This window comes from Mesorhizobium sp. P160187 (assembly GCF_057766425.1).
In genome coordinates, this window is the sequence record NZ_JBYMDX010000004.1 from 1056828 (window position 1) to 1082530 (window position 25703).

Consider the following 25703-nt stretch of genomic DNA (forward strand, 5'->3'; position numbering starts at 1 on the left):
GGTCAGAAAAATGTCTTGGCGGCGGCTTCGGCGTAGGTCGCGATCGGACCGCCGATCAGCACATAGAACAGCACGAAAGCGCCGGAGACACCAAGCACGAGGCGCAGCTCAACCGCCATCGGCACGAAGCCGCCGGCCGGTTCGTCGAACCACATGATCTTGATGATACGCAGATAGTAGAACGCGCCCACGACCGAGGCCAGCACGCCGATGATCGCCAGCGCATAGAGGTTGGCGTTGATGGCGGCGAGGAAGACGTACCATTTCCCCCAGAAGCCGGCGAGCGGCGGGATGCCGGCCAGCGAGAACATCAGGATGGTCAGGATCGTCGCCATGATCGGATTGGTCGACGACAGACCGGCGAGATCGCTGATCTGCTCGACATTGCCTTCCTTGCGCCGCATGGCGAGGATGAAGGCGAAGGTGCCGAGCGTCATGACGAGATAGATCAGCATGTAGATGGCGACGCCGCGCACGCCGGCCTGGCTGTTGGCGGCAAGGCCGACCAGCGCATACCCCATATGGCCGATCGAGGAGTACGCCATCAGCCGCTTGATGTTGGTCTGGCCGATGGCGGCAAAGGAGCCGAGCGCCATCGAGGCGATCGAGATGAAGACGATGATCTGCTGCCAGTCGGAAGCGATCGGCTTGAAGGCGCCCATGGTGACGCGCACGATCAGCGCCATCGCCGCCATTTTGGGGGCAGCCGCCAGGAAAGCGGTGACCGGCGTCGGCGCGCCCTCGTAGACATCGGGCGTCCACATATGGAACGGCACCGCGGAAATCTTGAAGGCAAGGCCGGCCAAAACGAAGACCAGGCCGACGACGAGGCCGAGCTGGCGCTCGCCGCTGCCCAGCGCGGAGGAAATTTCCTGGAAGCCTACATTGCCGGTGTAGCCGTAAATGAGGCTGATTCCGTAAAGCAGCATGCCCGACGATAGCGCGCCGAGCACAAAATACTTCAAACCGGCCTCGGTCGAACGCAGATTGTCGCGATTGATCGCGGCCAGCACGTAAATCGCCAGCGACTGCAGCTCGAGGCCGAGATAGAGCCCGATCATGCCGTTGGCCGAGATCATCAGCATCATGCCGAGCGTGCAGAGCAGGATCAGCACCGGGTATTCGAACTTGTCGAAATGCTCCTGCCTGGCGAAGCGCATCGACATCACCAGCGTCACCGCCGAACCGATCAGCGACAGCACCTTCATGAAGCGGGAGAACGGATCCTGGATGAAGGCGTTGCCGTAGGCTGCGCCCTGTCCCGTGGGAAAGATCAGCCATAGGCCTGCGATCACCAGCACGGCGACGGCAAGGACAGTCACCAGAATGGCAGTGTTGGCGCGCGAATAGGCGCCCACCATCAACAGCGCCAGCGCGCCGATGGCGAGGATCAGCTCCGGCGTCGAGAGCGAAAGGCTGGAATAAAGGTCCGGCGTCATGGTTCGCAAAACCTCTGGTCAGTTCGCCGCCGCGGTCTGCGCGGCGCCGATGGATGCGGTGACATTGGTGACGAGCGCCTTGACCGACTGGGCCGTGGCATCGAAGACGGGAGCGGGATAGACGCCGAAGAAGATGACTAGCACGACCAGCGGGTAGATGATCGCCTTCTCGCGCGTCGACAGATCGAGCAGGCCCTTCAGGCTTTCCTTGGTCAGCGCGCCGAAGATCACCCGGCGGTAGAGCCAGAGCGCGTAGGCCGCCGACAGGATGACGCCGGTGGCGGCGAAGAAAGCCACCCAGGTGTTGACCCGGAACACGCCGAGCATGGTCAGGAACTCGCCGACGAAACCTGACGTGCCCGGCAAGCCGACATTGGCCATGGTGAAGATCAGGAACACCGTGGCGTATTTCGGCATGTTGTTGACCAAGCCGCCATAGGCGTCGATCTCGCGCGTGTGCATGCGGTCGTAAATGACGCCGACGCACAGGAACAGCGCGCCCGAGACGAGGCCGTGGCTCAGCATCTGGAAGATCGCGCCCTGCACGCCTTCCTGGTTCATGGCGAAGATGCCCATGGTGACGAAGCCCATATGGGCGACGGAGGAATAGGCGATCAGCTTCTTCATGTCCTCCTGCATCAGCGCCACCAGCGAGGTGTAGATGATGGCGACGACCGACAGCGTAAACACCAGCGGCGCGAACATTTCCGAGGCCAGCGGGAACATCGGCAGGGAAAAGCGCAGGAAGCCGTACCCGCCCATTTTCAACAGGATGCCGGCCAGGATCACCGAGCCCGCCGTCGGCGCTTCGACGTGGGCGTCGGGCAGCCAGGTGTGCACCGGCCACATCGGCATCTTCACCGCGAAGGAGGCGAAGAAGGCCAGAAATAGCCATGTCTGCATGTGGGCCGGGAAGTTGTGGGTCAGCAGCGTCGGGATGTCGGTGGTGCCCGCCTGGAAGAACATCGCCATGATGGCGAGCAGCATCAGCACCGAGCCGGCCAACGTGTAGAGGAAGAACTTGAACGAGGCATAGACGCGGCGCTTGCCGCCCCAGACGCCGATGATGATGAACATCGGGATCAGGCCGGCCTCGAAGAAGACGTAGAACAGCACGATGTCGAGCGCGCAGAACACGCCGATCATCAGCGTTTCCAAGAGCAGGAAGGCAATCATGTAGGCCTTGACGCGCTTGTCGATCGCTTCCCACGACGCCAGGATGCAGAGCGGCATCAGGAACGTCGTCAGGATGACGAACAGCATCGAAATGCCGTCGACGCCCATATGGTAGGAGATGCCGGAATCCAGCCAGGCAAACTTCTCGACGAACTGGAAGCCGGCCTGCGAATTGTCGAAGCCGGTCCAGATGAACAGCGAGATGATGAAGGTGGCCGCAGTCGTCGTGAACGCGATGGCGCGGATGTTGCGACGCGCATTCGGGCTGTCATCCCTGATGAACAGGATCATCAGCACACCTACGAGCGGCAGGAAGGTGACCAGCGAGAGGATTGGCCAGGCGGTCATCAGAGCATCATCCAGGTGACGAGTGCGGCCACGCCGATCAGCATGGCGAAGGCATAGTGATAGAGATAGCCGGTCTGCAGCTTGACGACGCGGTCGGTGACGTCGACGACGCGCGCCGAAATGCCGTCAGGACCGAGCCCGTCGATGATGGTGCCGTCGCCGGTCTTCCACAAGAACCTGCCCAGCGCCTTTGCCGGCCGCACGAACAGGACGTCGTAGAGCTCGTCAAAGTACCATTTGTTGAGCAGGAAGGCATACAGCAGCCGATGGTTGGCGGCGACGCTCCGGGGCAGTTCCGGCGAGCGGATGTAGAACTTCCAGGCGACTGCAAAGCCGATGACCATGGCGACGAACGGTGCCAGCTCGACCCACAGCGGCAATTGATGGATGTCGTGCAGGATGTGGTTGTCCGGCAGCGTGAACAGCGACGCCTTCCAGAATTCGGCATAGGCTTCGCCGATGAAGGCGCCATGAAAGATAACGCCGGCAAACAGCGCGCCCGCAGCCAGGATGAACAGCGGCACCAGCATCACCGGCGGCGATTCATGGACATGGTGCATGACGTCGTGGCTCGCCCGTGGCTCGCCGTGGAAGGTCATGAAGATCAGCCGCCAGGAGTAGAAGGAGGTGAAGCAGGCAGCGATGACCAGCAGGACGAAAGCGAGGCCGGCGACCGAATTGTGGCCGGCAAAGGCAGCCTCGATGATGGCATCCTTGGAGAAGAAGCCGGCTGTGCCGATGACGGTCACCGGAATGCCGACACCGGTCAGCGCCAGCGTGCCGATCACCATCATCCAGTAGGTCTTCGGAATGAGCTTCCGCAGGCCACCCATCTTGCGCATGTCCTGCTCGTCGGACACGGCATGGATGACCGAGCCGGAGCCCAGGAACAGCAGCGCCTTGAAGAAGGCGTGCGTGAACAGATGGAAAATCGCCGCGCCATAGGCGCCGACGCCGAGCGCGACGAACATGTAGCCGAGCTGCGAGCAGGTCGAATAGGCGATGACGCGCTTGATGTCGTTCTGAACCAGGCCGACGGTCGCCGCGAAGAAGGCGGTGAAGGCGCCGATGAAGGTCACCACCGTGAGTGCCGAATGCGACAGTTCGAACAGCGGCGACAGCCGCGCCAGCATGAACACGCCGGCCGTGACCATGGTGGCGGCATGGATCAGCGCGGAAACCGGGGTCGGTCCTTCCATGGCGTCCGGCAGCCAAGTGTGCAGCGGCACCTGCGCCGACTTGCCCATGGCGCCCATGAACAGCAGCAGGCAGACGATGGTCATGGCCGCCTGCTTGTCCAGCGCATAGCCGAGGAAGGTCAGTACTGCCGCCCCTTGCGGCGCGCCTTCGGCCGGAATGAACGTCGCGGCATTGGCGAAGATGGTGCCGAGATTGACCGAGCCGAACAAAACGAAGACGCCGAAAATGCCGAGCGCAAAACCGAAATCGCCGACGCGGTTGACGACGAAGGCCTTGATGGCCGCGGCATTGGCCGACGGCTTCTTGTACCAGAAGCCGATCAGCAAATAGGACGCGAGACCCACGCCTTCCCAGCCGAAGAACATCTGCACCAGATTGTCGGCCGTCACCAGCATCAGCATGGCGAAGGTGAACAGCGACAGATAGGCGAAGAAGCGCGGTCGGTTCGGATCGTGGTGCATGTAGCCGATCGAATAGATGTGGACCAGCGCCGACACCGTGTTGACCACCACCAGCATGACCACCGTCAGCGTGTCGATCCTGAGCGCCCAGGACGCGTCGAGCCCGCCCGACTGGATCCAGCGCAGCACCGGCACGGTGAACACCTCGCCCTCGCCGAAGCCGACGGAGAAGAAGGCGACCCAGGACAGCACGGCCGAGATCACCAGGAAGCCCGAGGTGATGTATTCCGATGCCTTGGCGCCCAGCGAATTGCCGAACAGACCGACGATCAGGAAGCCGAGCAGCGGAAGGAAGACGATCGCTTGATACATGTTAGCCCCGTCAACCCTTCATCTGGTTCACGTCTTCGACCGCGATCGAGCCGCGGTTGCGGAAGAAGACGACGAGAATGGCAAGACCGATGGCCGCTTCGGCGGCGGCGACCGTCAGCACGAACAGGGCAAACACCTGGCCGACGAGATCGCCCAATGCCGCCGAGAAGGCAACGAAATTGATGTTGACCGCCAAAAGGATCAGCTCGATCGACATCAGGATGACGATGATGTTCCTGCGGTTCAGGAAGATGCCGAACACGCCCAGCGTGAACAGGATCGCCGATACGGTCAGGTAATGTGCGATGCCGACGACCATCTCAGAGCCCCTCGCCCGACTTGACCTTGCGGATTTCCATGCCTGTCGCCGGCGTGCGGCCGACCTGGGCGGCGATCGACTGCCGCTTGACCCCTTCCTTGTGGCGCAGCGTCAGCACGATGGCGCCAATCATGGCGACCAGCAGGATGAGGCCCGAAATCTGGAAGTAGTAGAGGTAGTCCGTATAGAGGATGTCGCCGAGTGCTGCGGTGTTTGTCCGCGCGGCAAGATCCGGGATGGGTTTGGAGACCGTCGAGGCCAGTTGCGGCGCGAAGGTGTAGCCGCCGAGCACCACGATCAGCTCGGCCGCCAGGATCAGCCCGACCAGCGCGCCGATCGGCGCATATTGCAGGGCGCCTTCCTTCATCTCGGCGAAGTCGACATCGAGCATCATGACGACGAACAGGAACAGCACCATGACCGCGCCGACATAGACGACGAGCAGGATCATCGCCAGGAACTCGGCGCCGGTCAGCATGAACAGGCCGGCGGCGTTAAAGAAGGTCAGGATCAGGAACAGCACGGAATGCACGGGGTTGCGCGACGAAATGACCATGAAGGCCGACGCCACCGCGACAAAGGCGAAGAGGTAGAAAAAGGCCGCCTCTAGTCCACTCAGCATTGGGGATCCCCCGGGTTCCTGTCCAAACAGGACATCCGTCCTGTTTGATTTCTGCGACCGCCTCAGGCCGGCAAGTTGCGTTGTCCTTAGACGAGGGCCCTCGCCCCGTCCATGCGTCAAATGTCAGCGGTAAGGCGAGTCCAGCGAGATGTTGCGCGCCAGTTCGCGCTCCCAGCGGTCGCCATTCGCCAGCAGCCTGTCCTTGTCGTAGTAAAGCTCTTCGCGCGTCTCCGTCGCGAACTCGAAATTCGGCCCCTCGACGATGGCGTCGACCGGGCAGGCTTCCTGGCAGAAGCCGCAATAGATGCACTTCACCATGTCGATGTCGTAGCGCACGGTGCGGCGCGTGCCGTCATTGCGGCGCGGGCCGGCCTCGATGGTGATCGCCTGCGCCGGACAGATCGCTTCGCACAATTTGCAGGCGATGCAGCGTTCCTCGCCATTGGGATAGCGGCGCAGCGCGTGCTCGCCACGGAAGCGCGGGCTGGTCGGCCCTTTCTCGTGCGGATAGTTGATCGTTTCCTTCGGCGCGAAGAACTGGCGCATCGACAGGAAGAAGGCGCTGACGAAATCCTGCAGCAGCAGCGATTTTGCGGCCTGGCCAAAAGCGGACATCACGCAAACCCCGTGATTTTGAGGAAGGCCGCGGTGGCAACGACCATGAACAGGGAGATCGGCAGGAACACTTTCCAGCCCAGCCGCATCAGCTGGTCGTAGCGGTAGCGCGGCACGAAGGCCTTCACCATCGAGAACATGAAGAACATCAGGCAGATCTTGAGCACGAACCAGATCACGCCGGGCACCCAGGTGAAGGGGGCGAAGTCGAAGGGCGGCAGCCAGCCGCCGAGGAACAGGATGGTGGCCAGCGCGCACATCATCACCACGGCGACGTATTCGCCGAGGAAGAACAACAGGAACGGCGTCGAGGAGTATTCGACCATATGGCCGGCGACGAGTTCCGACTCGGCTTCCACCAGGTCGAAGGGCGGGCGGTTGGTCTCGGCCAGCGCCGAGATGAAGAAAATGACGAACATCGGGAACAGCGCCAGCCAGTGCCAGTCGAGGAAGCTGTTGGGCAGGCCAAGCTTGGTGCCCAGCCCATCCTGCTGCGACAGCACGATGTCCGACAGGTTGAGCGAGCCGACGCAGAGCAGCACGGTGACGATGACGAAGCCGATCGAGACTTCGTAGGACACCATCTGCGCCGCCGAGCGCAGCGCGCCGAGGAACGGGTATTTCGAGTTGGACGCCCAGCCGCCCATGATCACGCCATAGACCTCGAGCGAGGAGATGGCGAAGACGTAGAGGATGCCGACATTGACGTTGGCGATCCCCCAGCCCGCATTGACGGGAATGACCGCCCAGGCCGAGATTGCCAGCACGGCCGACACCAGCGGCGCCAGCAGGAACACGCCCTTGTTGGCGCCGGACGGAATGACCGGTTCCTTGAAGACGAATTTCAGCAGATCGGCGAAAGCCTGCAGCGTGCCCCACGGGCCGACGACGTTCGGGCCGCGGCGCAATTGCACCGCCGCCCAGATCTTGCGGTCGGCGTAAAGCAGGTAGGCAACCCCGATCAGCAAAACGACGATCAGCACGACCGACTTTAAAAGGATGATCAGCGTCGGCAGCACGTAGAAGGAGAAGAAGGTGTCCATGTCTACTCTGCCGCCTGCCTGAAGCCGTTTTTCGCCAGCGCCGAGCATTCCGCCATGACGGCGGAGGCCCGCGCGATCGGGTTGGTCAGATAGAAATCCGTGACCGGCGAGGTGAAAGTGCCCTTGTTCAGCCGCCCGCCGAGCTTCGCCACCCTAGCGACGTCATCGGCATTGCCGGCTTCGACATGATCGATGCGGGCGAGATGCGGGTATTCGCCATAAAGTTTGGCGCGCAACTGCTGCAGCGAATCGAAGGGTAGTTTCTTGCCCAGCACATCGGACAATGCCCTCAGGATCGCCCAGTCTTCGCGCGCGTCGCCCGGCGCGAAGCCCGCGCGGTTGGTCTGCTGCACGCGTCCCTCGGTGTTGACATAGGTGCCGGACTTTTCGGTGTAGGCGGCTCCCGGCAGGATGACATTGGCGCGGTGCGCACCGGCGTCGCCATGCGTGCCGACATAGACGACGAAGGCGCCGCCGGTCTTGGACATGTCGACCTCGTCGGCGCCGAGCAGGAACAGAACCTCGCTCTCCCCCAGCATGCCGGCAACGTTCTTGCCGCCCTTGCCAGGCACGAAGCCGACATCGAGACCGCCGACGCGCGCGGCCGCAGTGTGCAGCACGGCAAAGCCGTTCCAGTCGGCGCGCGCAGCGTTGACGGCCGTGGCGAGTTTCGCCGCCTGGCCGAGCACCGCCGCGCCGTCGGCACGCGACAGCGCGCCCTGGCCGACGATGATCAGAGGATGCGTCGCCTTCTTCAGCACCTGGAAGAACTTGCCATTGCCGTCGGCCAGATCTTTCAAGGACTCCGGACCGGCGCCGAGCTGTTCGTAGTCGTAACGCGTGTCGCCGACCTCGCCGATGACGCCGACCGGCAGATTGCCGATCCGCCAGCGCTTGCGGATGCGGGCATTGAGCACCGAGGCCTCGAAGCGCGGATTGGCGCCGATGATCAGCACCGCGTCGGCCTGCTCGATGCCCTCGATGGTCGGGTTGAAGATGTAGCTGGCGCGGCCGAGCGCCGGATCGAGTGCGGCGCCGTCCTGGCGGCAATCGGTGTTCCTTGAGCCCAACGCAGCCATAAGCTGCTTCAGTGCGTAGATTTCCTCGACGGCGGCAAGATCGCCCGAAATCGCGCCGATTTTCTCGGGCGCGGCATTCGACACCGCATCCCTGATCGCAACGAACGCTTCGGCCCAGCTGGCCGGCGCCAGCTTTCCGTCCTTGCGGACATAGGGGCGGTCGAGGCGCTGCGTTCGCAATCCGTCCCAGATGAAGCGGGTCTTGTCGGAAATCCACTCCTCGTTCACCGCTTCATTGACGCGCGGCAGGATGCGCATCACCTCCCGGCCGCGGCTGTCGACGCGGATTGCCGAGCCGACGGCGTCCATGACGTCGATGGATTCGGTCTTGGTCAGCTCCCACGGCCGTGCCTGGAAGGCGAAAGGCTTCGACGTCAGCGCGCCGACCGGGCAAAGGTCGATGACATTGCCCTGCAGCTCCGAGGTCATGGCGCTTTCGAGATAGGTGGTAATCTCGGCATCCTCGCCGCGGCCGATCAGGCCAAGCTCGGAAATGCCTGCAACTTCCGTGGTGAAGCGGACGCAGCGCGTGCAGTGGATGCAGCGGTTCATAACCGTCTTGACCAATGGGCCGATATACTTGTCTTCGACCGCGCGCTTGTTCTCGTGATAGCGCGAGGAATCGACGCCGAAGGCCATCGCCTGGTCCTGCAGGTCGCATTCGCCGCCCTGGTCGCAGATCGGGCAATCCAGCGGATGGTTGATCAAGAGGAATTCCATCACCCCTTCGCGGGCCTTCTTGACCATCGGCGTGTTGGTGAAGATTTCAGGCGCCTCACCATTCGGACCCGGACGCAGGTCGCGCACATTCATGGCGCAGGAGGCCTGCGGTTTGGGCGGCCCGCCCTTCACCTCGATCAGGCACATGCGGCAATTGCCGGCGATCGACAGCCGCTCATGGAAGCAGAAGCGCGGCACTTCCGCGCCGGCGTCCTCGGCCGCCTGCAGCAGCGTGTAGTGGTCGGGTACAGTGATCTCTTTCCCGTCGACCTTGAGCTTTGCCATCAATTGCCCCCGGCGGTCTGCGCCGTCTCATATGCCTGAAACAGATCGCTCAGCCTGATGCCATTGATCATCATGCCGGCGACTTCAGCGTTTTCTATCTTCAGATTGCTCATATTCACATTGCTGAAAAACGCGTTCGAGAGGTTCGCGTCGTCCACCACGGCCGCCGACAGGTCGACGTTGTGAAACTGCGTGTTCGACAAGTTCACATCGTCAAATCTGGAGTTGCTGACGATGGCATTGCGCACATCGAGAACATCGCTCCTGTCGTGGATCTCCATGCCTGCCACCCCTACTTCTTCGCCTTGGCAGCCAGCGTCAGCGCCGCGGCCTGGCGGGTCCACTCGTCGCGGCCGATGCGGCCGGTGAGCGACAGGTAGTCCTCGACCCAGGCGATCTCTTCCGGCGTCCACGCCGCGATCTGGGCAAAGGTCCAGATGCCGAGGCCGTTCAGCACCTTTTCCAGCTTCGGCCCAACGCCGGTGATCGCCTTGAGATCCGACGGCTTGGCCGGACGCGCCATGGCCTTGGGCTGTCTGAAATCCTCCGGCATCAATCCGATCGTCGCGCCTTCGGCGACGGCATCGGTCTTCTCCGGCTCGGCATCGACGGTGCGAGCGGCAATATCGGTCACATCCTGGGCAAAACTCTGCGCCTCGGCGATCAGGGTTCTGGTCGCCGCGCGCGCCTTGGTGGCCGGCGCGGTCTCGGAGAACTCTTGGGTGCGCTGCTCGAAATCGTCGATGATCGGCTGGAAAATCCGCTGCGATGCCTCGGCAGCACCCGACAAGGCGCCGAGCCACACGCCAAATGCATGGTTGGCAAGGCCGAAGCCCAGCGCCGACATCGCGGCGGCACCAGCGACAGGATGCGCGAGAAGGTTGACGGCGCTGGCCATCTCCTTCGGCATCATCCTGGTCAAATCCTGGTTCATCTTTTCAAGCTGGTCCAAATTGGGCATCAAAGGGTTCGAATACTGCGCCATAGACATCTCCTGGTCGTTTCTTCGCTTGCCCCGCCCCGCTGTGTCAGTCCCGGGCTTGCGCCCGTATTTCAAATCTACTCAGCCGCCACCATCACCGGTTCGGCCCGGTGCGCGTTGCGCGAAAACTCGTCGATGCGCCGCTCCACCTCGCCGCGGAAATGCCGCATCAGGCCCTGGATCGGCCATGCCGCGGCATCGCCCAGCGCGCAGATCGTATGACCCTCCACCTGTTTGGTGACGTCGAGCAGCATGTCGATCTCGCGCTTCTGCGCCTCGCCGCGCACCAGCCGCTCCATCACCCGCCACATCCAGCCGGTGCCTTCGCGGCATGGCGTGCACTGGCCGCAGCTCTCATGCTTGTAGAAATAGGAAAGCCTGGCGATCGCCTTCACGATATCGGTCGATTTGTCCATGACGATGACAGCCGCCGTGCCGAGGCCGGATTTCAGGTCGCGCAAAGCATCGAAATCCATCGGCGCATCGATGATCTGCTCGGCCGGCACCAGCGGCACCGAAGCGCCGCCCGGAATGACCGCGAGGAGATTGTCCCAGCCGCCGCGAATGCCACCGCAATGCGTCTCGATCAGCTCGCGGAACGGGATCGACATCGCCTCTTCGACGGTGCACGGATTGTTGACATGGCCCGAGATGCAAAACAGCTTGGTGCCGACATTGTTGGGGCGGCCGAAGGACGAGAACCAGGCGGCGCCACGGCGCAAAATGGTCGGCGCGACCGCGATTGACTCGACATTGTTCACGGTAGTCGGACAACCGTACAAGCCGACATTGGCTGGGAATGGCGGCTTCAGCCGGGGCTGGCCCTTCTTGCCTTCGAGGCTTTCGAGAAGTGCTGTTTCCTCGCCACATATATAGGCGCCGGCGCCGTGATGCATGTAGATGTCGAAATCGTATCCGGACGTGTTGTTCTTGCCGATCAGCCTGGCCTCGTAGGCCTCGTCGATGGCGCGCTGCAGCGCCTCGCGCTCACGGATGAACTCGCCGCGCACATAGATGTAGGCGGCGACCGCGCCCATGGCGAAGCCGGCGATGAACGAGCCCTCGACCAGGGTGTGCGGATCGTTGCGCAGGATATCGCGGTCCTTGCACGTGCCGGGCTCGGACTCGTCGGCGTTGACAACGAGATAACTCGGCCTTCCATCGCTCTGCTTGGGCATGAACGACCATTTCAGCCCGGTCGGGAAGCCGGCGCCGCCACGGCCGCGCAGGCCGGACGCCTTCATCTCATTGACGATCCACTCTCGCCCCTTGGCGATGATGCCGGGCGTGTTGTCCCAGGCGCCGCGCGCCATCGCGCCGGCCAGTGACTTGTCGAAGAGCCCGTAGATGTTGTTGAAGATGCGGTCTTTGTCAGCCAGCATGACTTACCTCTTTCCCCGCAAGACGATCGAGACCCACACCAGCACGCCTATGCCGGTCGCGGCCATCGATTCCAGGGTATCCGAAAACGGCAATTCGACGAGGCGCCGAAGCCCCTCCAGAAGGATGTTGGCAGCAGCGATGCAGACAACGCCGATGACAATGCTGCGCAGCGACAGCAAAGATCCGGTGCTTTGCGCTTCAGCCATCAACGTGGCTCCTTGCCGAAGACGCGGATGTATTCGGCGACGCCGCCCTTGGCGAGCGCCTTGGCCTGCTTGCCCCAGTCGTCGCGCTCGATGCGGCCCTGGAAAGCGAGATATCCATCCACCCAGTCGCGCTCGGCCTTATTCCAGGATGCGACCTGTGTGAAGGTGAAGATGCCAAGCGAATGAAGGATGCCCTCGATCTTCGGGCCAATGCCCGAGATCAGCTTGAGATCGTCGACCGCAGCCGGCCTGTCGATTCCGGCCGGACGGCTCTTGTCCTCGAGCGACGGCTTTGCGGGTCTGGCTGTCGGCGCCTTGACGGTCGGGGCCACCGGGGCGTTGGCCGCTGGCGCCTTGAATTCCGGAGCGATGAAGGCAGCTGCCGGCGTGGAGGTGGTCTTCGGGCCATTACGCTGCTTGGCGACCTTCTCGACTTCAGGCGCCGCGGTGTTGGCGTTGGCGGCCGAATGCAGGGGCGCCGGGACGCTCGCCGCTTTTTCCGCCGCCGGTGCAACCTTGGCCCTGGAGGGCGACTTCAACGCCGAGCTGGTTTCCGGCGCATCGGTTTTCGGTTTGCCGGCGTTGGATGGCGCGACCGGGGCGGCCGCTGCAGGAGCGGCAGGAGCCGGAACAGGCGCCGCAATGATTGCGTCGGGCGCCGCGTGGGCAGCCTTGCTCGCCGCCCTGGCTTCCTTGTCGCGCGTTGCTTTGAGGATCGCCTTTTCGCTCTTCAGCGTCGTCAGGCCAGGCGCCGGCTCCGAGCCGGTTCTGCCGTTTTGCGGTCCCGTGGGAACCGAGGCGCCCTTGCCCGCATCGTAAAGATCGATGATTTCGGCCAGCCGCTCGGGGGTGAGATCCTCGAACGTATCCTTGAAGACCATCACCATCGGCGCGTTGACGCAGGCGCCGAGGCATTCGACTTCCTCCCACGACAGTGTGCCCTTGTCGTTGGTGTGGAATTGGTCGTGATGGATTTTCGAGCGGCACACATCCATCAGCGCTTCCGAGCCGCGCAGCATGCAGGGCGTGGTGCCGCAGACCTGGATATGTGCGCGCGTGCCGACCGGATTGAGCTGGTACTGCGTGTAGAAGGTCGCGACTTCGAGGCCGCGAATGCGCGGCATGCCGAGCATGTCCGAAATCGTCTCGATCGCCGCCTTGGTGACCCAGCCTTCCTGCTCCTGCGCAATCATCAGCAAGGGAATGATCGCCGACTGCTCGCGGCCCTTCGGATATTTCTTGATCCATTGCTTCGCAACCGCCGCATTCGCCCGGTTGAAGGCGAAGGAGGCTGGCTGGACGCTTGCTTCTGCGAGACGGCGGACTGACATTTAGCGATCGGGCCCCTGCTCTGCTACGAGAGCTATTGCGGTTTCACATTCTTTCTGATGAGAAAACGGAATGCGTTCGGCAGATCGAGCAACACTCGCAAATCGCTCTGCGGGCAACATGTATTGCCACAGCCCCAGAACAGTTTGCCTTACTTGAGGCGAGATCCATGCCATGACCGCATCAGCGTCGATGTCATCGTCGAACAAGTGCTCGTAAAAAGCGACACCAGCCGCATTCCAAATCTGTTTGTTCGGGTGAACGGCAGCCCATTGGGCGAACCCGTGCATTCTACCCAGCTTGTCGACGTCATTGTCGCGGTGGGCAAGGCGCGTCTTGGGTAGCAGGGTAAAAAAGAAGTCATAGATCGAACAGTGCTGAGTCGAGTTGTAAGAAGCCTCTGCGAACTCGACCGGCAGCATGGCTTTTGCCAATTCGCGCCACCGCGGTAGGGCAGCGTCGGCATTCCCTCGAACACCGACCTGAGAGCGCACTGTAGGATTGGCTGCCGCCATCACCGATCAACCTCCCCGAAGACGATATCGAGGGAACCCAGGACGGCAGTGACGTCGGCCAGCATGTGGCCGCGGCAGAGGAAATCCATGGCTTGCAGATGCGCGAAGCCGGGCGCGCGCAGCTTGCAGCGATAGGGCTTGTTGGTGCCGTCGGAGACGAGATAGACACCGAACTCGCCCTTCGGCGCCTCGACGGCAGCATAGACCTCGCCGGCCGGCACGCGATAGCCCTCGGTGTAGAGCTTGAAATGATGGATCAGCGCTTCCATCGAGCGCTTCATCGCCTGGCGCTTCGGCGGCACCACCTTGCCGTCGAGGTTCGACACCGGCCCGGTGCTCTCCTTGCCGAGCAGAAGGTCGACGCACTGGCGCATGATTTTCGCCGACTGGCGCATCTCTTCCATGCGCACGAGATAACGGTCGTAGCAGTCGCCGTTCTTGCCGATCGGGATGTCGAAATCCATCTCGGAATAGCATTCATAAGGCTGCGACTTGCGCAAATCCCAGGCCGCACCCGAGCCGCGCACCATGACGCCGGAAAAGCCCCAGGCCCAGGCGTCGGCAAGCGACACGATACCGATATCGACATTGCGTTGCTTGAAGATGCGGTTGCCGGTAAGCAGCCTGTCGAGGTCGTCAAGCGACTTCAGGAACGGGTCGATCCACTTGCCGATGTCCTCGACCAGCTTCGCCGGCAGATCCTGGTGCACGCCGCCGGGACGGAAATAGGCCGCATGCATGCGCGAACCGGAAGCGCGCTCATAAAACACCATCAGCTTTTCGCGTTCGACGAAACCCCACAGCGGCGGCGTCAGCGCGCCGATATCCAGCGCCTGCGTCGTCACATTGAGGATGTGCGACATGATGCGGCTGAGCTCGGAATAGAGCACGCGGATCAACTGGCCGCGCTTCGGCACTTCGATGCCGAGCAACCGCTCGGTGGCGAGCGCGAAGGCATGCTCCTGGTTCATCGGTGCGCAATAGTCGAGCCGGTCGAGATAGGGCACTGCCTGCAGATAGGTTTTGTGCTCGATCAGCTTTTCGGTGCCGCGATGCAGCAAGCCGATATGCGGATCGACGCGGTCGACCACCTCGCCGTCAAGCTCCAGCACAAGACGCAAAACACCGTGCGCCGCAGGGTGCTGCGGTCCGAAGTTGATGTTAAAGTTGCGGACGGAGGTTTCAGCCATTCTGGCGCCTCTGGCGAAGAGTCAGTAGTGAGTAGTGAGTAGTGATCATCAATCTCAATGCCTGCTTCATTCCGCCTGCTTGGCCTGCACCGTTCGGATAAGAGATCTCATCATTTTTCCAATCTCTTCGCATCGCAGCGGCAGCTCAATCTCATTGTCTTTTCGCAGCAGGCCAACCCGACATGCCAGCAGTATGTGTGTCTCCAGTTCCTTCAACGAGCCTTGCGCCATGCGCAAAAATTGAACGAACGACCCTCTGTTCTCCCGACCGTATCCCTCCGCGACGTTCGCTGCGACCGAAACCGCCGATCGGCGCATCTGAGAGGTCATGCCGTAAATCTCATCCCTCGGAAACTCTTTGGTGAAACGGTAGCAATCCTCAGCAAGCGTCATCGCCGATTGCCACACCTTCAAGTCGCGATAAGATTCGATCCGTTGCTCCAAATCTTTTGCTACTGACTACTCACTACTTCCTACTCACTGTTTCGCCTTCTCATCGCCCGGCAGGACGTAGTCCGTCCCTTCCCATGGCGAGAGAAAATCGAAGTTCCTGAATTCCTGCTTCAATTCCACCGGCTCGTAGATCACGCGCTTGGCTTCGTCGTCGTAGCGCACCTCGACGAAACCGGTCAGCGGGAAGTCCTTGCGCAGGGGATGGCCCTCGAAACCGTAGTCCGTGAGGATGCGGCGCAGGTCCGGATGGCCGGAGAACAGCACGCCATAGAGATCGTAGGCCTCGCGCTCATACCAGTCGGCGCCGGGATAGACAGCGGTGAGCGACGGCACCAGCGTCTCTTCGTCGGCCTGCACCTTGATGCGGATGCGCAAATTCTGCTTCGGCGAAAGCAAATGATAGACGACATCGAAACGCTTGACGCGCGACGGGTAGTCGGCGCCGCAGATATCGATGATCGAAATGAACTGGCAGCCCGAATTGTCACGCAGGAAGCTTGTCACCTCGATCAGATTGTCTGTAGCAACCGAGATCGTCAGTTCGCCATAGGCAAGCACCGCATCGGTGACGCGGCCCGGCAGCTTTTCGCCGAGATAGGTCGACAGTTCGCTCAGGGATGCGGCCATGGGTCTACCGTTCGATCGTGCCGGTGCGGCGGATCTTCTTCTGCAGGAGAAGAATGCCGTAGAGCAGCGCTTCGGCGCTCGGCGGGCAGCCGGGCACATAGATGTCGACCGGCACGATGCGGTCGCAGCCGCGCACCACCGAATAGGAATAGTGATAATAGCCGCCGCCATTGGCGCAGGAGCCCATCGAGATGACGTAGCGCGGCTCCGGCATCTGGTCGTAGACCTTGCGCAAAGCGGGGGCCATCTTGTTGGTCAGCGTTCCCGCCACGATCATTATGTCCGACTGGCGCGGCGACGCGCGAGGAGCCACGCCAAACCGCTCCGAATCATAGCGCGGCATCGAGGTGTGGATCATCTCGACGGCACAGCAGGCGAGACCGAAGGTCATGAACATCAGCGAGCCGCTGCGTGCCCAGGTGATCAGCGCCTCGGTCGAGGTGACCAGAAAACCCTTGTCGGCCAGTTCATTGTTGATCTCGAGGAAGAACGGATCGTCGGAACCGACCGGACGTCCGGTATTGGGGTCGATCAGGCCTTTGGGCTTCGGCGCGACGAGCGTTCCGGAACTGTCGTTCAATCCCATTCCAGCGCTCCTTTTTTCCACTCATAGGCAAAGCCGATGGTCAGCACCGCCAAAAACACCATCATCGACCAGAAACCGAGCATGCCGATCTTCGAGAACGACACCGCCCACGGAAACAGGAAGGCCACTTCCAGATCGAAGATGATGAACAGGATCGACACCAGGTAGAAGCGGATGTCGAATTTCATCCGGGCATCGTCGAACGAGTTGAACCCGCACTCGTAGGCGGAAAGCTTCTCCGGATCGGGATTGCGATAAGCCACCAGGAACGGCGCGATGATAAGCGCCAGGCCTACAACTGCGGCCACGGCGATGAAGAGGACGATGGGCAGGTATGAACTGAGGAGTACGTTCATGCTCGGCTTTCCGTTGGCGGCCAATCCACTTTGATTACAGCAACCAACCCTAATGCGGAAGCGCGACAGTTTAACCGCTGAACCGTTTTAGGTGCCTTTGCTGCAACGCGGCGAGGGTTAGCGCACGGCTTTCAGCGAAGCAAGTCAAACCTTGTTCAAAAGACAGTGCTGGACGGCAGGCCGGGAAAAACTGGTCCGATCTCCTCCTGTTTGATTTCCTTCATCTTTCACTCCACTTTTGTCTCCTGACACGTCTCCCGCCATTTGCCTGCTAGCATGACAGGAATCGCCGGCTAAAGGCGGGAAAATGGTTCGAGGCAAGACACTTTGACGAAGGACAAAATCTCACTCCCCACGGCCAGGCGCATCGCGCTCGCCGCGCAAGGATTTCTCGATCCCCGCCCGGTCGGCACGCCCGATCGCCGCCACCTCGCCCGCGTGCTGTCGCGCACCGGCCTGCTGCAGATCGATTCCGTCAGCACCGTGGTGCGCGCCCACTATATGCCGCTCTATTCGCGCCTTGGCCCCTACCCGCTCACCCTGCTCGACAATGCCGCAATCACCCGCAAGCGCACCGTGTTCGAGTACTGGGCGCATGAGGCCTCGTTCCTGCCGGTCGAGACCTACCCGTTGATGCGCTGGCGCATGCAGCGCGCCGAGCAGGGCGACGAAATGTATCTCGGCCTCGCCAAATGGGGCCGCGAGCACGCCGCCTATATCGAAGAGATCTACCGCGCGGTCGCCGAGCGCGGCCCGATTGCCGCTTCGGCACTGGAAGGCCAGAAAGGTTCGGGCGGCTGGTGGGGCTGGAGCCACGCCAAGCACGCCTTCGAATGGCTGTTCTGGGCCGGACGCATCACCACGGCGCACCGCCGTGGCTTCGAGCGTTTCTACGACCTGCCCGAGCGCGTTCTGCCGCAGGCGATCCTCGATCTGCCGGTGCCGGCGGCCGAGGACGCGCACCGCGAATTGCTGCGCATTTCCGCCCGCGCCCACGGCATCGCGACGTCGGGTGACCTGCGCGATTATTTCCGCTTGTCGCCGGCCGACATGAAGGGCCGGTTGGAGGAACTGGTTGAGATGGGCGAGTTGCTGCCGGTAAACGTCGAAGGCTGGGACAAGCCGGCTTACCTCTATAGGGACGCCCGCCTGCCGCGAAAGATCGAGGCCCGCGCGCTACTGGCGCCCTTCGATCCGGTGGTCTTCGAGCGCTCGCGCACCGAGCGCCTGTTCGATTTCCACTACCGCATCGAGATCTACACCCCGGCTGACAAGCGCCAATATGGCTACTACGTGCTGCCCTTCCTGCTCGGCGACCGGATCGTCGCCCGCGTCGATCTCAAGGCCGACCGCCCGGCCAGCGTGCTGCGCGTCCACGCCGCCTACGCCGAACCCGGCGCGCCGCCGGAAACTGCCGCAGAGCTGTTCGAGGAATTGAAGCAGATGCAGGGCTGGCTTGGCCTTGAGCGCATCGAAGTGGCGCCGGCCGGCAATCTGGGGAAACCCCTGGCCGACATCGCCATGTCGTAGCAGCGCGTTGACACAACTCCCCGCAGCAGCCTAAATCCGCTCCAGACGGTCCCCTGCCCGCAACGGCAAGGGCCAAGAGGGAATGCGGTGCGGGACGAAAATCCCAAATCCGCGGCTGTCCCCGCAACTGTAAGCGAAGAGCCAAGGCCGAAAGCCACTGGGTAACACCGGGAAGGCGGCTAACCAAGGCGATGACCCGCGAGCCAGGAGACCTGCCGTCTGAGACAAAGTATCCGATCGCCTGGCGGGTTTCCGGGCAAGGAGCACGGTTTTTGGACCAGAACAGCAGTTTTTCGGCTGGCACAGCGGACATTGCGTCCAGGGACAACGACGCCCTGACCGGCGTGACCGTCATCGTCTGCGCCTCCTGCCGCGATGAGACCGGTTCCGACGCCCATCCGCGCGCCGGCGAATTGCTGGCTGAGGACACACGCCGCGCCGCTGCCGGCGATATCCGGGTCCGCACCGCCGAATGTCTCGGCAATTGCAAGCGCCGCCTCAGCGCCGCGATCCTGCGCGATGGCTGCTGGAGCTATGTCTTCGGCGATCTGACCGCAACCAGCGGCGCCGACCTCGTTACCGGCGCAAAGCTCTTCGCGACTTCGGCCGACGGCCTCATCCCGTGGCGCGGCCGGCCCGATAGCCTCAAGCGCGGCCTCGTTGCCCGCATCCCACCCCTCGACATGCTGAAGGACTGACGATGAACGCTTCAAACCCGGCCGCCAACCTCTCCCGTGTTCCCTGCACTGTCGTTACAGGCTTCCTCGGCGCCGGCAAGACGACGCTGGTCCGCCATCTCCTGGAAAATGCCGGCGGCAAGCGCATCGCCATCATCGTCAACGAGTTCGGCGACATCGGCATCGACGGGGAAATCCTGAAAGGCTGCGGCATCGACACTTGCCCCGAGGAAAACATCGTCGAACTGGCCAATGGCTGCATCTGCTGTACAGTCGCCGACGATTTCGTGCCCGCCCTCGACAAGATCCTCGCGCTGACACCGAGGGTCGACCACATCCTGATCGAGACCTCGGGCCTCGCTCTGCCCAAGCCGCTGGTCCAGGCGTTCCAGTGGCCGAGCGTGAAGAGCCGGGTAACCGTCGACGGTGTCATCGCCGTGGTAGACGGCCCGGCGCTGGCCGAAGGCCGCGTCGCCAACGACATGGACGCTTTGCAGGCACAGCGCGCTCAGGACGAGACGCTCGACCACGACGATCCGGTCGAAGAAGTCTTCGAGGACCAGATCGCCTGCGCCGATTTGATCATCCTGTCGAAGAGCGATCTAATGGACGCCCCCGGTTCGGCCCGCGCCAACGCCATCATCAATGAACATTCCGCCCGCGCCGTGAAGATCGTGCCGACCGCACATGGCAAGCTCGATCCCTCGGTGCTGCTCGGCCTCGGCCTCGCCGTCGAGGACGACATCGAGAACCGCAAATCGCACCATGACGGCGCCTTCGACCACGAGCATGACGATTTCGACACCTTCATCGTCGACATCCCCTCGATCACCAACCCGGACGAACTGGCCAAGCGCGTCGCCACGGTTGCCGAGGAACAGAATGTGCTGCGTGTGAAAGGCTTCGTCGATGTCGGCGGCAAGCCGATGCGGCTTTTGCTGCAGGCCGTCGGCCCGCGCGTCAATCATTACTATGACCGCGCCTGGGCGGCTGAGGACGACCGCCGCTCGCGTCTTGTCGTCATTGGCCTGAAAGGACTGAACCGCCCGGCGATCGAGCGTATACTCGCCGGCTGATCCAAACCACGAGCCGAAATGCATATACTCACCACCACATCCGCCTCGCTCGACGATCTCGCCGAGCCCGTCGATCTCGGGCAGACGCCGGCGGATATCGTGGCGCTGTCCTTCACCGACAGCGACCTCGCCGGCCTCGCGGCGGCGTGGAAGGCCGATGCCGCCCGCCTGCCGTGGATGCGGCTGGCGGCGCTGCGCGACCTGCGCCATCCCATGTCCGTGGACCTCTGGATCGACAGCGTCGCCCGCCACGCCAAGGTGATTTTGGTGCGCATCCTCGGCGGCTACGACTGGTGGCGCTATGGCTGCGACCAGCTTGCCGCGACTGCCCGTGCGAACGGCATCAAGCTGGCGCTGCTGCCGGGCGAGAGCCACGACGAGGATCTCAGGCTGATCGAAGCCTCGACGCTGCCCCGCGCGGAGCTGGACGGCCTGCTGGGCTATTTCCGCGAGGGCGGGCCGGAGAATATGGCAGCGCTGATGCAAAGATTGGCGGGGCTGGCGGGACGGGATGCGGCTTCGGCTGACCCGGTTAGCGTGCCGAAAGCTGGTTACTACGAGCCAGGTCGCGGCGTGGTGGGCAAGTTGGATTTGGCCAATGTCGGCGTTCCTTCACACCCCCCTCTGTCCTGCCGGACATCTCCCCCGCAAGGGGGGAGATCAGCCGTCACCAAAGCCGGCTCCTCTTCGGCCCCGTTGAACAGGAAGCTGTCTGGGTCATCTAAGATTGGCGAAACCGTTGACGACAGATCAATCTCCCCCCTTGCGGGGGAGATGTCCGGCAGGACAGAGGGGGGTGGGCGGGAACTCGGCGCAGACAACATCAACTCTCCCATCATCCCCATCCTCTTCTACCGCTCGATGCTGCTGGCCGCCGATGTCGCGCCAATCGATGCCCTCTTTGATGCACTCCGCCAGCGCGGCATGAGACCGGTCCCGATCTTCGTCTCCAGCCTGAAGGACCCGACGTCGCTGGCCTTCGTCGAGACCGCGCTCGCCTCGCTCAACCCCGCCGCCATCATCACTTCAACCGCCTTCGCATCCGGCGCCGAACCCGGCGTCCAAACCCTGTTCGACCGGGCCTGCGTGCCGGTCTTCCAGGTCATCGTCGCCACCACCCGCCGCGACGTCTGGGACAACAACCAGCGCGGCCTGGCGCCGGCCGACCTTGCCATGCATGTCGTGCTGCCCGAACTCGACGGCCGCATCCTGGCCGGCGCGATTTCCTTCAAGGGCGAGAGCGAGACCGACCCGGCGCTCGGCCACCGCGCCTTAGCGAACCGCCCGGAACCGGATCGCGTTGCGCAAGTGGCGGAGCGTGTCGCGGCGTTCATCAAGCTGCAGCAGACGCCCCGCGCGACGCGTAAGTTGGCGATCCTCATTCCGGACTATCCGAGCGCGCCCGGCCGCACTGGCTATGCAGTGGGCCTGGATGTGCCGTCCAGCGTGCTGGCCATGCTGCATGACCTGAAGGAGCAGGGCTATCGGGTTGAAGGGATTCCGCAAACGCCGCGTGAGTTGCTGGACGCGTTGGAGCGGAGAGGCGATGGGCTGGGGTTGGAGGAGTATCTGGACTTCTCAAAGGATTTGCCGGCTGACGCACTGGCTGCAGTCGAGGCGGCATGGGGCGCCCCTTCACCCTCCCCCTTGTGGGGAGGGTCGGTTCGCGACATTCGCGAAGCGGATGGCGCGAAACGGGGTGGGGGTAGCGGTGCACCACCCCCACCCGGCCCTGCGGGCCACCCTCCCCACAAGGGGGAGGGTAAGAGCGGCTTCCCCTTCCGCGCCGCCACCTTCGGCAACATCACTGTCGCTCTCGCCCCCGACCGTGGCCGCTCGGCCGACCGCCGCGCCGATTACCACGACCCGACGCTCCCTCCCCGCCACGACCTCATCGCCTTCGGCCTGTGGCTGCGCAAATCGCTCCGCATCCATGCTCTCATCCATGTCGGCGCTCATGGCACGCTGGAATGGCTGCCCGGCAAGACGGTAGCGCTCTCACAAAACTGCTTCCCCGAGATCGTCACCGGCTCGTTGCCCGTCATTTACCCCTTCATCGTCTCCAATCCCGGCGAAGCGGCGCAGGCGAAGCGGCGTATCGCCGCCGTCACGCTTGGCCATCTGCCGCCGCCGCTGACCGGTGCCGGCCTAGACGAAGGGCAGCACAAGCTCGAACGCCTCGTCGACGAATATGCCCAGGCCGACGGCCTCGACCGCCGCCGCCGCGATCGTCTGGCCAAGCTGATCGTCGACACGGCGCAAAAGACCGGCTTCGCCTCCGAAGCCGGCGTCGCCGGAACCGATGCGCCCGACGAGGCGCTGCGCCGCATCGACGCCTGGCTCTGCGACCTCAAGGATTTCGCCATCAAGGACGGCCTGCATATTTACGGCCGCGCGCCAGACGACGAACCCGACGCCATGCGCCGGCAAAGCGCCGAAGCCGAGAAGGCCGCGCTGCTGGCGGCGCTCGACGGCCGCCACGTCAAGGCCGGCCCGGCCGGGGCGCCTGCGCGTGGCCGCTCCGACGTGCTGCCCACCGGCCGCAATCTCTTCACCTCCGATCCGCGCACCATGCCGACGCCGACCGCCTATGATCTGGGCCGATCGGCGGCGGAAGAGGTCGTGCGCGGCTATATGCAGTCACATGGCGACTGGCCGCGTTCTCTGGTCATCGACCTCTGGGGCTCGGCCTCGCTGCGCACCGGGGGCGAGGAGATCGCGCAAGGCCTGGCGCTGATGGGCTGCCGGCCGCAATGGGACAGTGCCACCGGCCGCATCACCGGCATCGAGGTGCTGCCGCCGGCCACGCTCGGCCGTCCGCGCATCGATGTCACCTGGCGGATTTCGGGCCTGTTCCGCGACATGTTCCCGACCCAGATCGCGCTGATCGACGCCGCTGCCAAGGCCGTTGCCGCGCGCGACGAGGACAATTCGGAAAACCCGCTCGCCGCCAGAACCCGTGCCGATGGCAAGATCGGCCCGCGCATCTTCGGCACCTCGCCCGGCACCTATGGCGCCGGCGTCGAGGACCTGTTGTCGAGTGGCGACTGGGCCGCGCGCGAAGAAATCGGCCGCGCCTATCTCGATGCGACATCGCATGCCTATGGCGGCGCCGAGGGCGAAGGCATTGCCTCCCCCGGCGCTTTCGAGACCCGCATCGCCGAGGCCGATCTGCTCGTCCACACCGGCGACGATCCCGGCCGCGATATTCTCGAGGGCTCCGCCGATGTCGCCTTCATCGGCGGCTTTTCGGCCGCCCTTGCGGCATTGGGCCGAAATGCCGACGTCATCGTGCTCGACACCACCGACCCGCAAAAGCCGAAGCCGCGCTCGGTCGGCGAGGCTGTGTCGCGGGTTGTGCGGGCGCGAGCCGTCAATGCGCGTTTCATCGCCGGCCAGATGCGGCACGGCCCGCGCGGCGCATCGGAATTCGCCGAGACGGTCGATCGCCTCATCGGCTTTGCCGAAACCACGCACGCCATTTCAGGCGCGCTGATCGAGGCCGTGCATGATGCCTATGTCGGTGCTCCCGATGTCCGCGCCTTCATCCTGCGCGAAAACCCGGCCGCAGCCAAAGTCATCGCCGAACGCTTCCTGTCGGCGCGCCGGCGTGGGCTGTGGCATCCCTTGCGCAACTCGATCGACGACGATCTCGCGGCGTTGATCGCCGAGGCCGAGGCGCTCGGGGTCGCGGTATGAACGCCTTCTCGCGCCGCGGCGCCTGTCCGGCTCTCTCGGCGCCGATGCAGACCGGCGATGGCCTGCTGGTGCGGCTTAATCCTGTAGCTGGAGGTCTTTCGCCCAAGCTTTTGATCCGACTCGCCGAATCCGCCCTGCGGCACGGCAACGGCATCATGGAAGTGACCGCACGAGGCAGCCTGCAGATACGCGGCCTGACAGCGGAAAGTGCTGGGCTGCTGGCGGCGGAGGTGGATGCGCTGGGCATCGCCGTGCGCACCGGCGTGCCGGTCGAGACCGGGCCGCTGGCCGGCATCGATCCGCGGGAGATTGCCGATCCGCGAGCTTTGGCTGAGCGGGTCAGGGCTGCGGTCGAGGAAGCTGGGCTGACGCCAAGGCTAGGGCCGAAGGTTTCGGTGGTTGTCGATGGCGGCGGGCAGTTGACGATGGATGGGGTGACGGCCGATGTCAGGCTGAAGGCGGTGCGGGACGGCGCTAGCGTTCTGTGGACTGTATCTGTCGCTGTTGACGGCCAAAGCGCGAGACTGCTTGCGACGGTTGGGGACGATGCAGCGCGCGATATCACTGTCGCTGCTCTTCGAATGGTTGCAGAGAAGGGCCGCGACGCCCATGCAAAGGATTTGTCTGAGAGGCAATTGGCATCTCTTGCCGATTGGCTATGTTTGACAAGTTTGCGCGAGGCGCCCCCCTCTGTCCTGCCGGACATCTCCCCCTCAAGGGGGGAGATTACGCTTTCACCGATGATTTCACTAATCTCCGGTGTTGTTAAGGAAAAGCCGGCGTCGAAGCTGCCGATCTCCCCCCTTGAGGGGGAGATGTCCGGCAGGACGGAGGGGGGTGTGCAGGATCGCCGGCCTATCGGTCTTTTCCCCTTATCCAACGACACCACCGCTCTCGGCATAGCCCTCCCCTATGGCAGCGTGCCGGCCGAAAAACTCATCGCCCTCGCCCAAAGCGCCCTGTCCCTCGGCGTCGCCGAAATCCGCCTCGCCCCCGGCCGCGCCTTGCTTTTCCTCGGCCAACCATCGTCCGCAAACCACCTCCTGCAAGCCACCGCCACCGCGCTCGGCTTCGTCACCACCGCCGCCGACCCGCGCACCCGCATCGCCGCCTGCCCCGGCACCCCTGCGTGTGCCTCCGGCCGCATCGCCACGCGCGACATCGCCGAGACAATCGCCGCCGAAAACGCTGATATCCTCGACTTCACACTGCACATTTCCGGCTGCGCCAAGGGCTGCGCTCACCCCGGCTCTGCCGCGCTAACAATCGTCGGCGGCGAAATCGGAGCCGGACTTGTCGTGAACGCGACGGCAAAGGCCCTTCCTGCGGGCTACAGGCCGGGCTATGACGCCGCACGCTGCGTCAGTCGCGTCGCGGCGATGGTCCGCAGCGCACGATTTCAGGGCGAAACCGCCGCCGCCTGCCTGACAAGGCTCGGGCCGGCGGCAATCGCCGAAAGCTACCGACAGGAATAA

General features: G+C 63.3%; 24 protein-coding genes and 1 riboswitch. Of the genes, 5 read left to right on the plus strand and 19 right to left on the minus strand.

From position 1 onward, the window contains the following. Positions 1-2: 2 nt before the first annotated feature. From nuoN to AC3CCE_RS22250, 19 genes are all read right to left on the minus strand, one after another. Entirely contained in the window at positions 3-1439 is a 1437-nt protein-coding gene (gene nuoN / locus AC3CCE_RS22160; RefSeq protein WP_352498752.1) for an NADH-quinone oxidoreductase subunit NuoN, read from the minus strand. 18 nt (positions 1440-1457) lie between these two features. Further along, positions 1458-2963: an NADH-quinone oxidoreductase subunit M gene (locus tag AC3CCE_RS22165; RefSeq protein ID WP_023690959.1), complete on the minus strand. Its 1506-nt coding sequence runs from the start codon at positions 2961-2963 to the stop codon at positions 1458-1460. Then, positions 2963-4936: an NADH-quinone oxidoreductase subunit L gene (gene nuoL / locus AC3CCE_RS22170; protein ID WP_352626237.1), complete on the minus strand. Its 1974-nt coding sequence runs from the start codon at positions 4934-4936 to the stop codon at positions 2963-2965. The genes AC3CCE_RS22165 and nuoL overlap by 1 nt, the downstream gene beginning before the upstream one ends. A gap of 10 nt (positions 4937-4946) precedes the next feature. After that, on the minus strand, positions 4947-5255 hold the full coding sequence (gene nuoK, locus AC3CCE_RS22175; protein ID WP_023670810.1) for an NADH-quinone oxidoreductase subunit NuoK: 309 nt from the start codon (positions 5253-5255) through the stop codon (positions 4947-4949). 1 nt (position 5256) lies between these two features. Further along, on the minus strand, positions 5257-5877 hold the full coding sequence (locus AC3CCE_RS22180; RefSeq protein WP_023690957.1) for an NADH-quinone oxidoreductase subunit J: 621 nt from the start codon (positions 5875-5877) through the stop codon (positions 5257-5259). A 123-nt stretch (positions 5878-6000) separates the two neighbouring features. Then, positions 6001-6492 carry an NADH-quinone oxidoreductase subunit NuoI gene (gene nuoI / locus AC3CCE_RS22185; RefSeq protein WP_023685203.1) on the minus strand — a complete coding sequence of 164 codons (492 nt, stop codon included), beginning with the start codon at positions 6490-6492 and terminating at the stop codon, positions 6001-6003. Then, positions 6492-7535: an NADH-quinone oxidoreductase subunit NuoH gene (gene nuoH / locus AC3CCE_RS22190; RefSeq protein WP_023685202.1), complete on the minus strand. Its 1044-nt coding sequence runs from the start codon at positions 7533-7535 to the stop codon at positions 6492-6494. Before nuoH ends, nuoI begins: the two co-directional genes overlap by 1 nt. A 2-nt stretch (positions 7536-7537) precedes the next feature. Next, positions 7538-9619, minus strand: coding sequence for an NADH-quinone oxidoreductase subunit NuoG (nuoG, locus tag AC3CCE_RS22195; protein ID WP_023698336.1), 2082 nt, complete (start codon positions 9617-9619; stop codon positions 7538-7540). Continuing rightward, positions 9619-9900: a pentapeptide repeat-containing protein gene (locus AC3CCE_RS22200; protein WP_023685200.1), complete on the minus strand. Its 282-nt coding sequence runs from the start codon at positions 9898-9900 to the stop codon at positions 9619-9621. The genes nuoG and AC3CCE_RS22200 overlap by 1 nt, the downstream gene beginning before the upstream one ends. 11 nt (positions 9901-9911) lie before the next feature. Beyond that, entirely contained in the window at positions 9912-10604 is a 693-nt protein-coding gene (locus AC3CCE_RS22205) for an NADH-quinone oxidoreductase subunit E (RefSeq protein WP_023685199.1), read from the minus strand. Between the two features lie 74 nt (positions 10605-10678). Next, the gene (nuoF, locus tag AC3CCE_RS22210; protein ID WP_023670819.1) at positions 10679-11983 is read right to left on the minus strand and encodes an NADH-quinone oxidoreductase subunit NuoF; all 1305 of its coding nucleotides are present in this window, start codon (positions 11981-11983) and stop codon (positions 10679-10681) included. A 3-nt stretch (positions 11984-11986) separates the two neighbouring features. Next, positions 11987-12190 carry a hypothetical protein gene (locus tag AC3CCE_RS22215; RefSeq protein ID WP_023670820.1) on the minus strand — a complete coding sequence of 68 codons (204 nt, stop codon included), beginning with the start codon at positions 12188-12190 and terminating at the stop codon, positions 11987-11989. Next, a complete protein-coding gene (locus AC3CCE_RS22220; protein WP_352626236.1) occupies positions 12190-13521 on the minus strand; it encodes an NADH-quinone oxidoreductase subunit E in 1332 nt (443 codons plus the stop codon). Before AC3CCE_RS22220 ends, AC3CCE_RS22215 begins: the two co-directional genes overlap by 1 nt. Then, positions 13522-14034, minus strand: a complete 513-nt coding sequence (locus tag AC3CCE_RS22225; protein ID WP_023700376.1) for a DUF7674 family protein — start codon at positions 14032-14034, stop codon at positions 13522-13524. Further along, positions 14034-15224, minus strand: coding sequence for an NADH-quinone oxidoreductase subunit D (locus AC3CCE_RS22230; protein WP_023685196.1), 1191 nt, complete (start codon positions 15222-15224; stop codon positions 14034-14036). Before AC3CCE_RS22230 ends, AC3CCE_RS22225 begins: the two co-directional genes overlap by 1 nt. A 66-nt stretch (positions 15225-15290) precedes the next feature. Continuing rightward, entirely contained in the window at positions 15291-15668 is a 378-nt protein-coding gene (locus tag AC3CCE_RS22235; RefSeq protein ID WP_031196361.1) for a four helix bundle protein, read from the minus strand. Between the two features lie 33 nt (positions 15669-15701). Then, positions 15702-16304 (minus strand): NADH-quinone oxidoreductase subunit C, encoded by a 603-nt coding sequence (locus AC3CCE_RS22240; RefSeq protein ID WP_023685194.1) that lies wholly within the window; start codon positions 16302-16304, stop codon positions 15702-15704. Between the two features lie 4 nt (positions 16305-16308). Beyond that, the gene (locus AC3CCE_RS22245; protein ID WP_023670824.1) at positions 16309-16890 is read right to left on the minus strand and encodes a NuoB/complex I 20 kDa subunit family protein; all 582 of its coding nucleotides are present in this window, start codon (positions 16888-16890) and stop codon (positions 16309-16311) included. Next, positions 16881-17246 (minus strand): NADH-quinone oxidoreductase subunit A, encoded by a 366-nt coding sequence (locus AC3CCE_RS22250; protein ID WP_023670825.1) that lies wholly within the window; start codon positions 17244-17246, stop codon positions 16881-16883. The genes AC3CCE_RS22245 and AC3CCE_RS22250 overlap by 10 nt, the downstream gene beginning before the upstream one ends. 327 nt (positions 17247-17573) lie before the next feature. Between AC3CCE_RS22250 and AC3CCE_RS22255 the strand changes: the two genes are divergently transcribed. From AC3CCE_RS22255 to cobG, 5 genes are all read left to right on the plus strand, one after another. After that, positions 17574-18776, plus strand: coding sequence for a winged helix-turn-helix domain-containing protein (locus AC3CCE_RS22255; RefSeq protein ID WP_352626235.1), 1203 nt, complete (start codon positions 17574-17576; stop codon positions 18774-18776). A gap of 29 nt (positions 18777-18805) precedes the next feature. Continuing rightward, a riboswitch (cobalamin riboswitch) is annotated at positions 18806-19010 on the plus strand. Between the two features lie 38 nt (positions 19011-19048). After that, on the plus strand, positions 19049-19474 hold the full coding sequence (locus AC3CCE_RS22260) for a DUF1636 family protein (RefSeq protein ID WP_352460278.1): 426 nt from the start codon (positions 19049-19051) through the stop codon (positions 19472-19474). A gap of 2 nt (positions 19475-19476) precedes the next feature. Next, entirely contained in the window at positions 19477-20529 is a 1053-nt protein-coding gene (cobW, locus tag AC3CCE_RS22265; protein WP_352514993.1) for a cobalamin biosynthesis protein CobW, read from the plus strand. 18 nt (positions 20530-20547) lie between these two features. Next, positions 20548-24228 (plus strand): cobaltochelatase subunit CobN, encoded by a 3681-nt coding sequence (gene cobN / locus AC3CCE_RS22270; protein WP_488377198.1) that lies wholly within the window; start codon positions 20548-20550, stop codon positions 24226-24228. Beyond that, positions 24225-25703 carry a precorrin-3B synthase gene (cobG, locus tag AC3CCE_RS22275; RefSeq protein WP_352513047.1) on the plus strand — a complete coding sequence of 493 codons (1479 nt, stop codon included), beginning with the start codon at positions 24225-24227 and terminating at the stop codon, positions 25701-25703. The genes cobN and cobG overlap by 4 nt, the downstream gene beginning before the upstream one ends.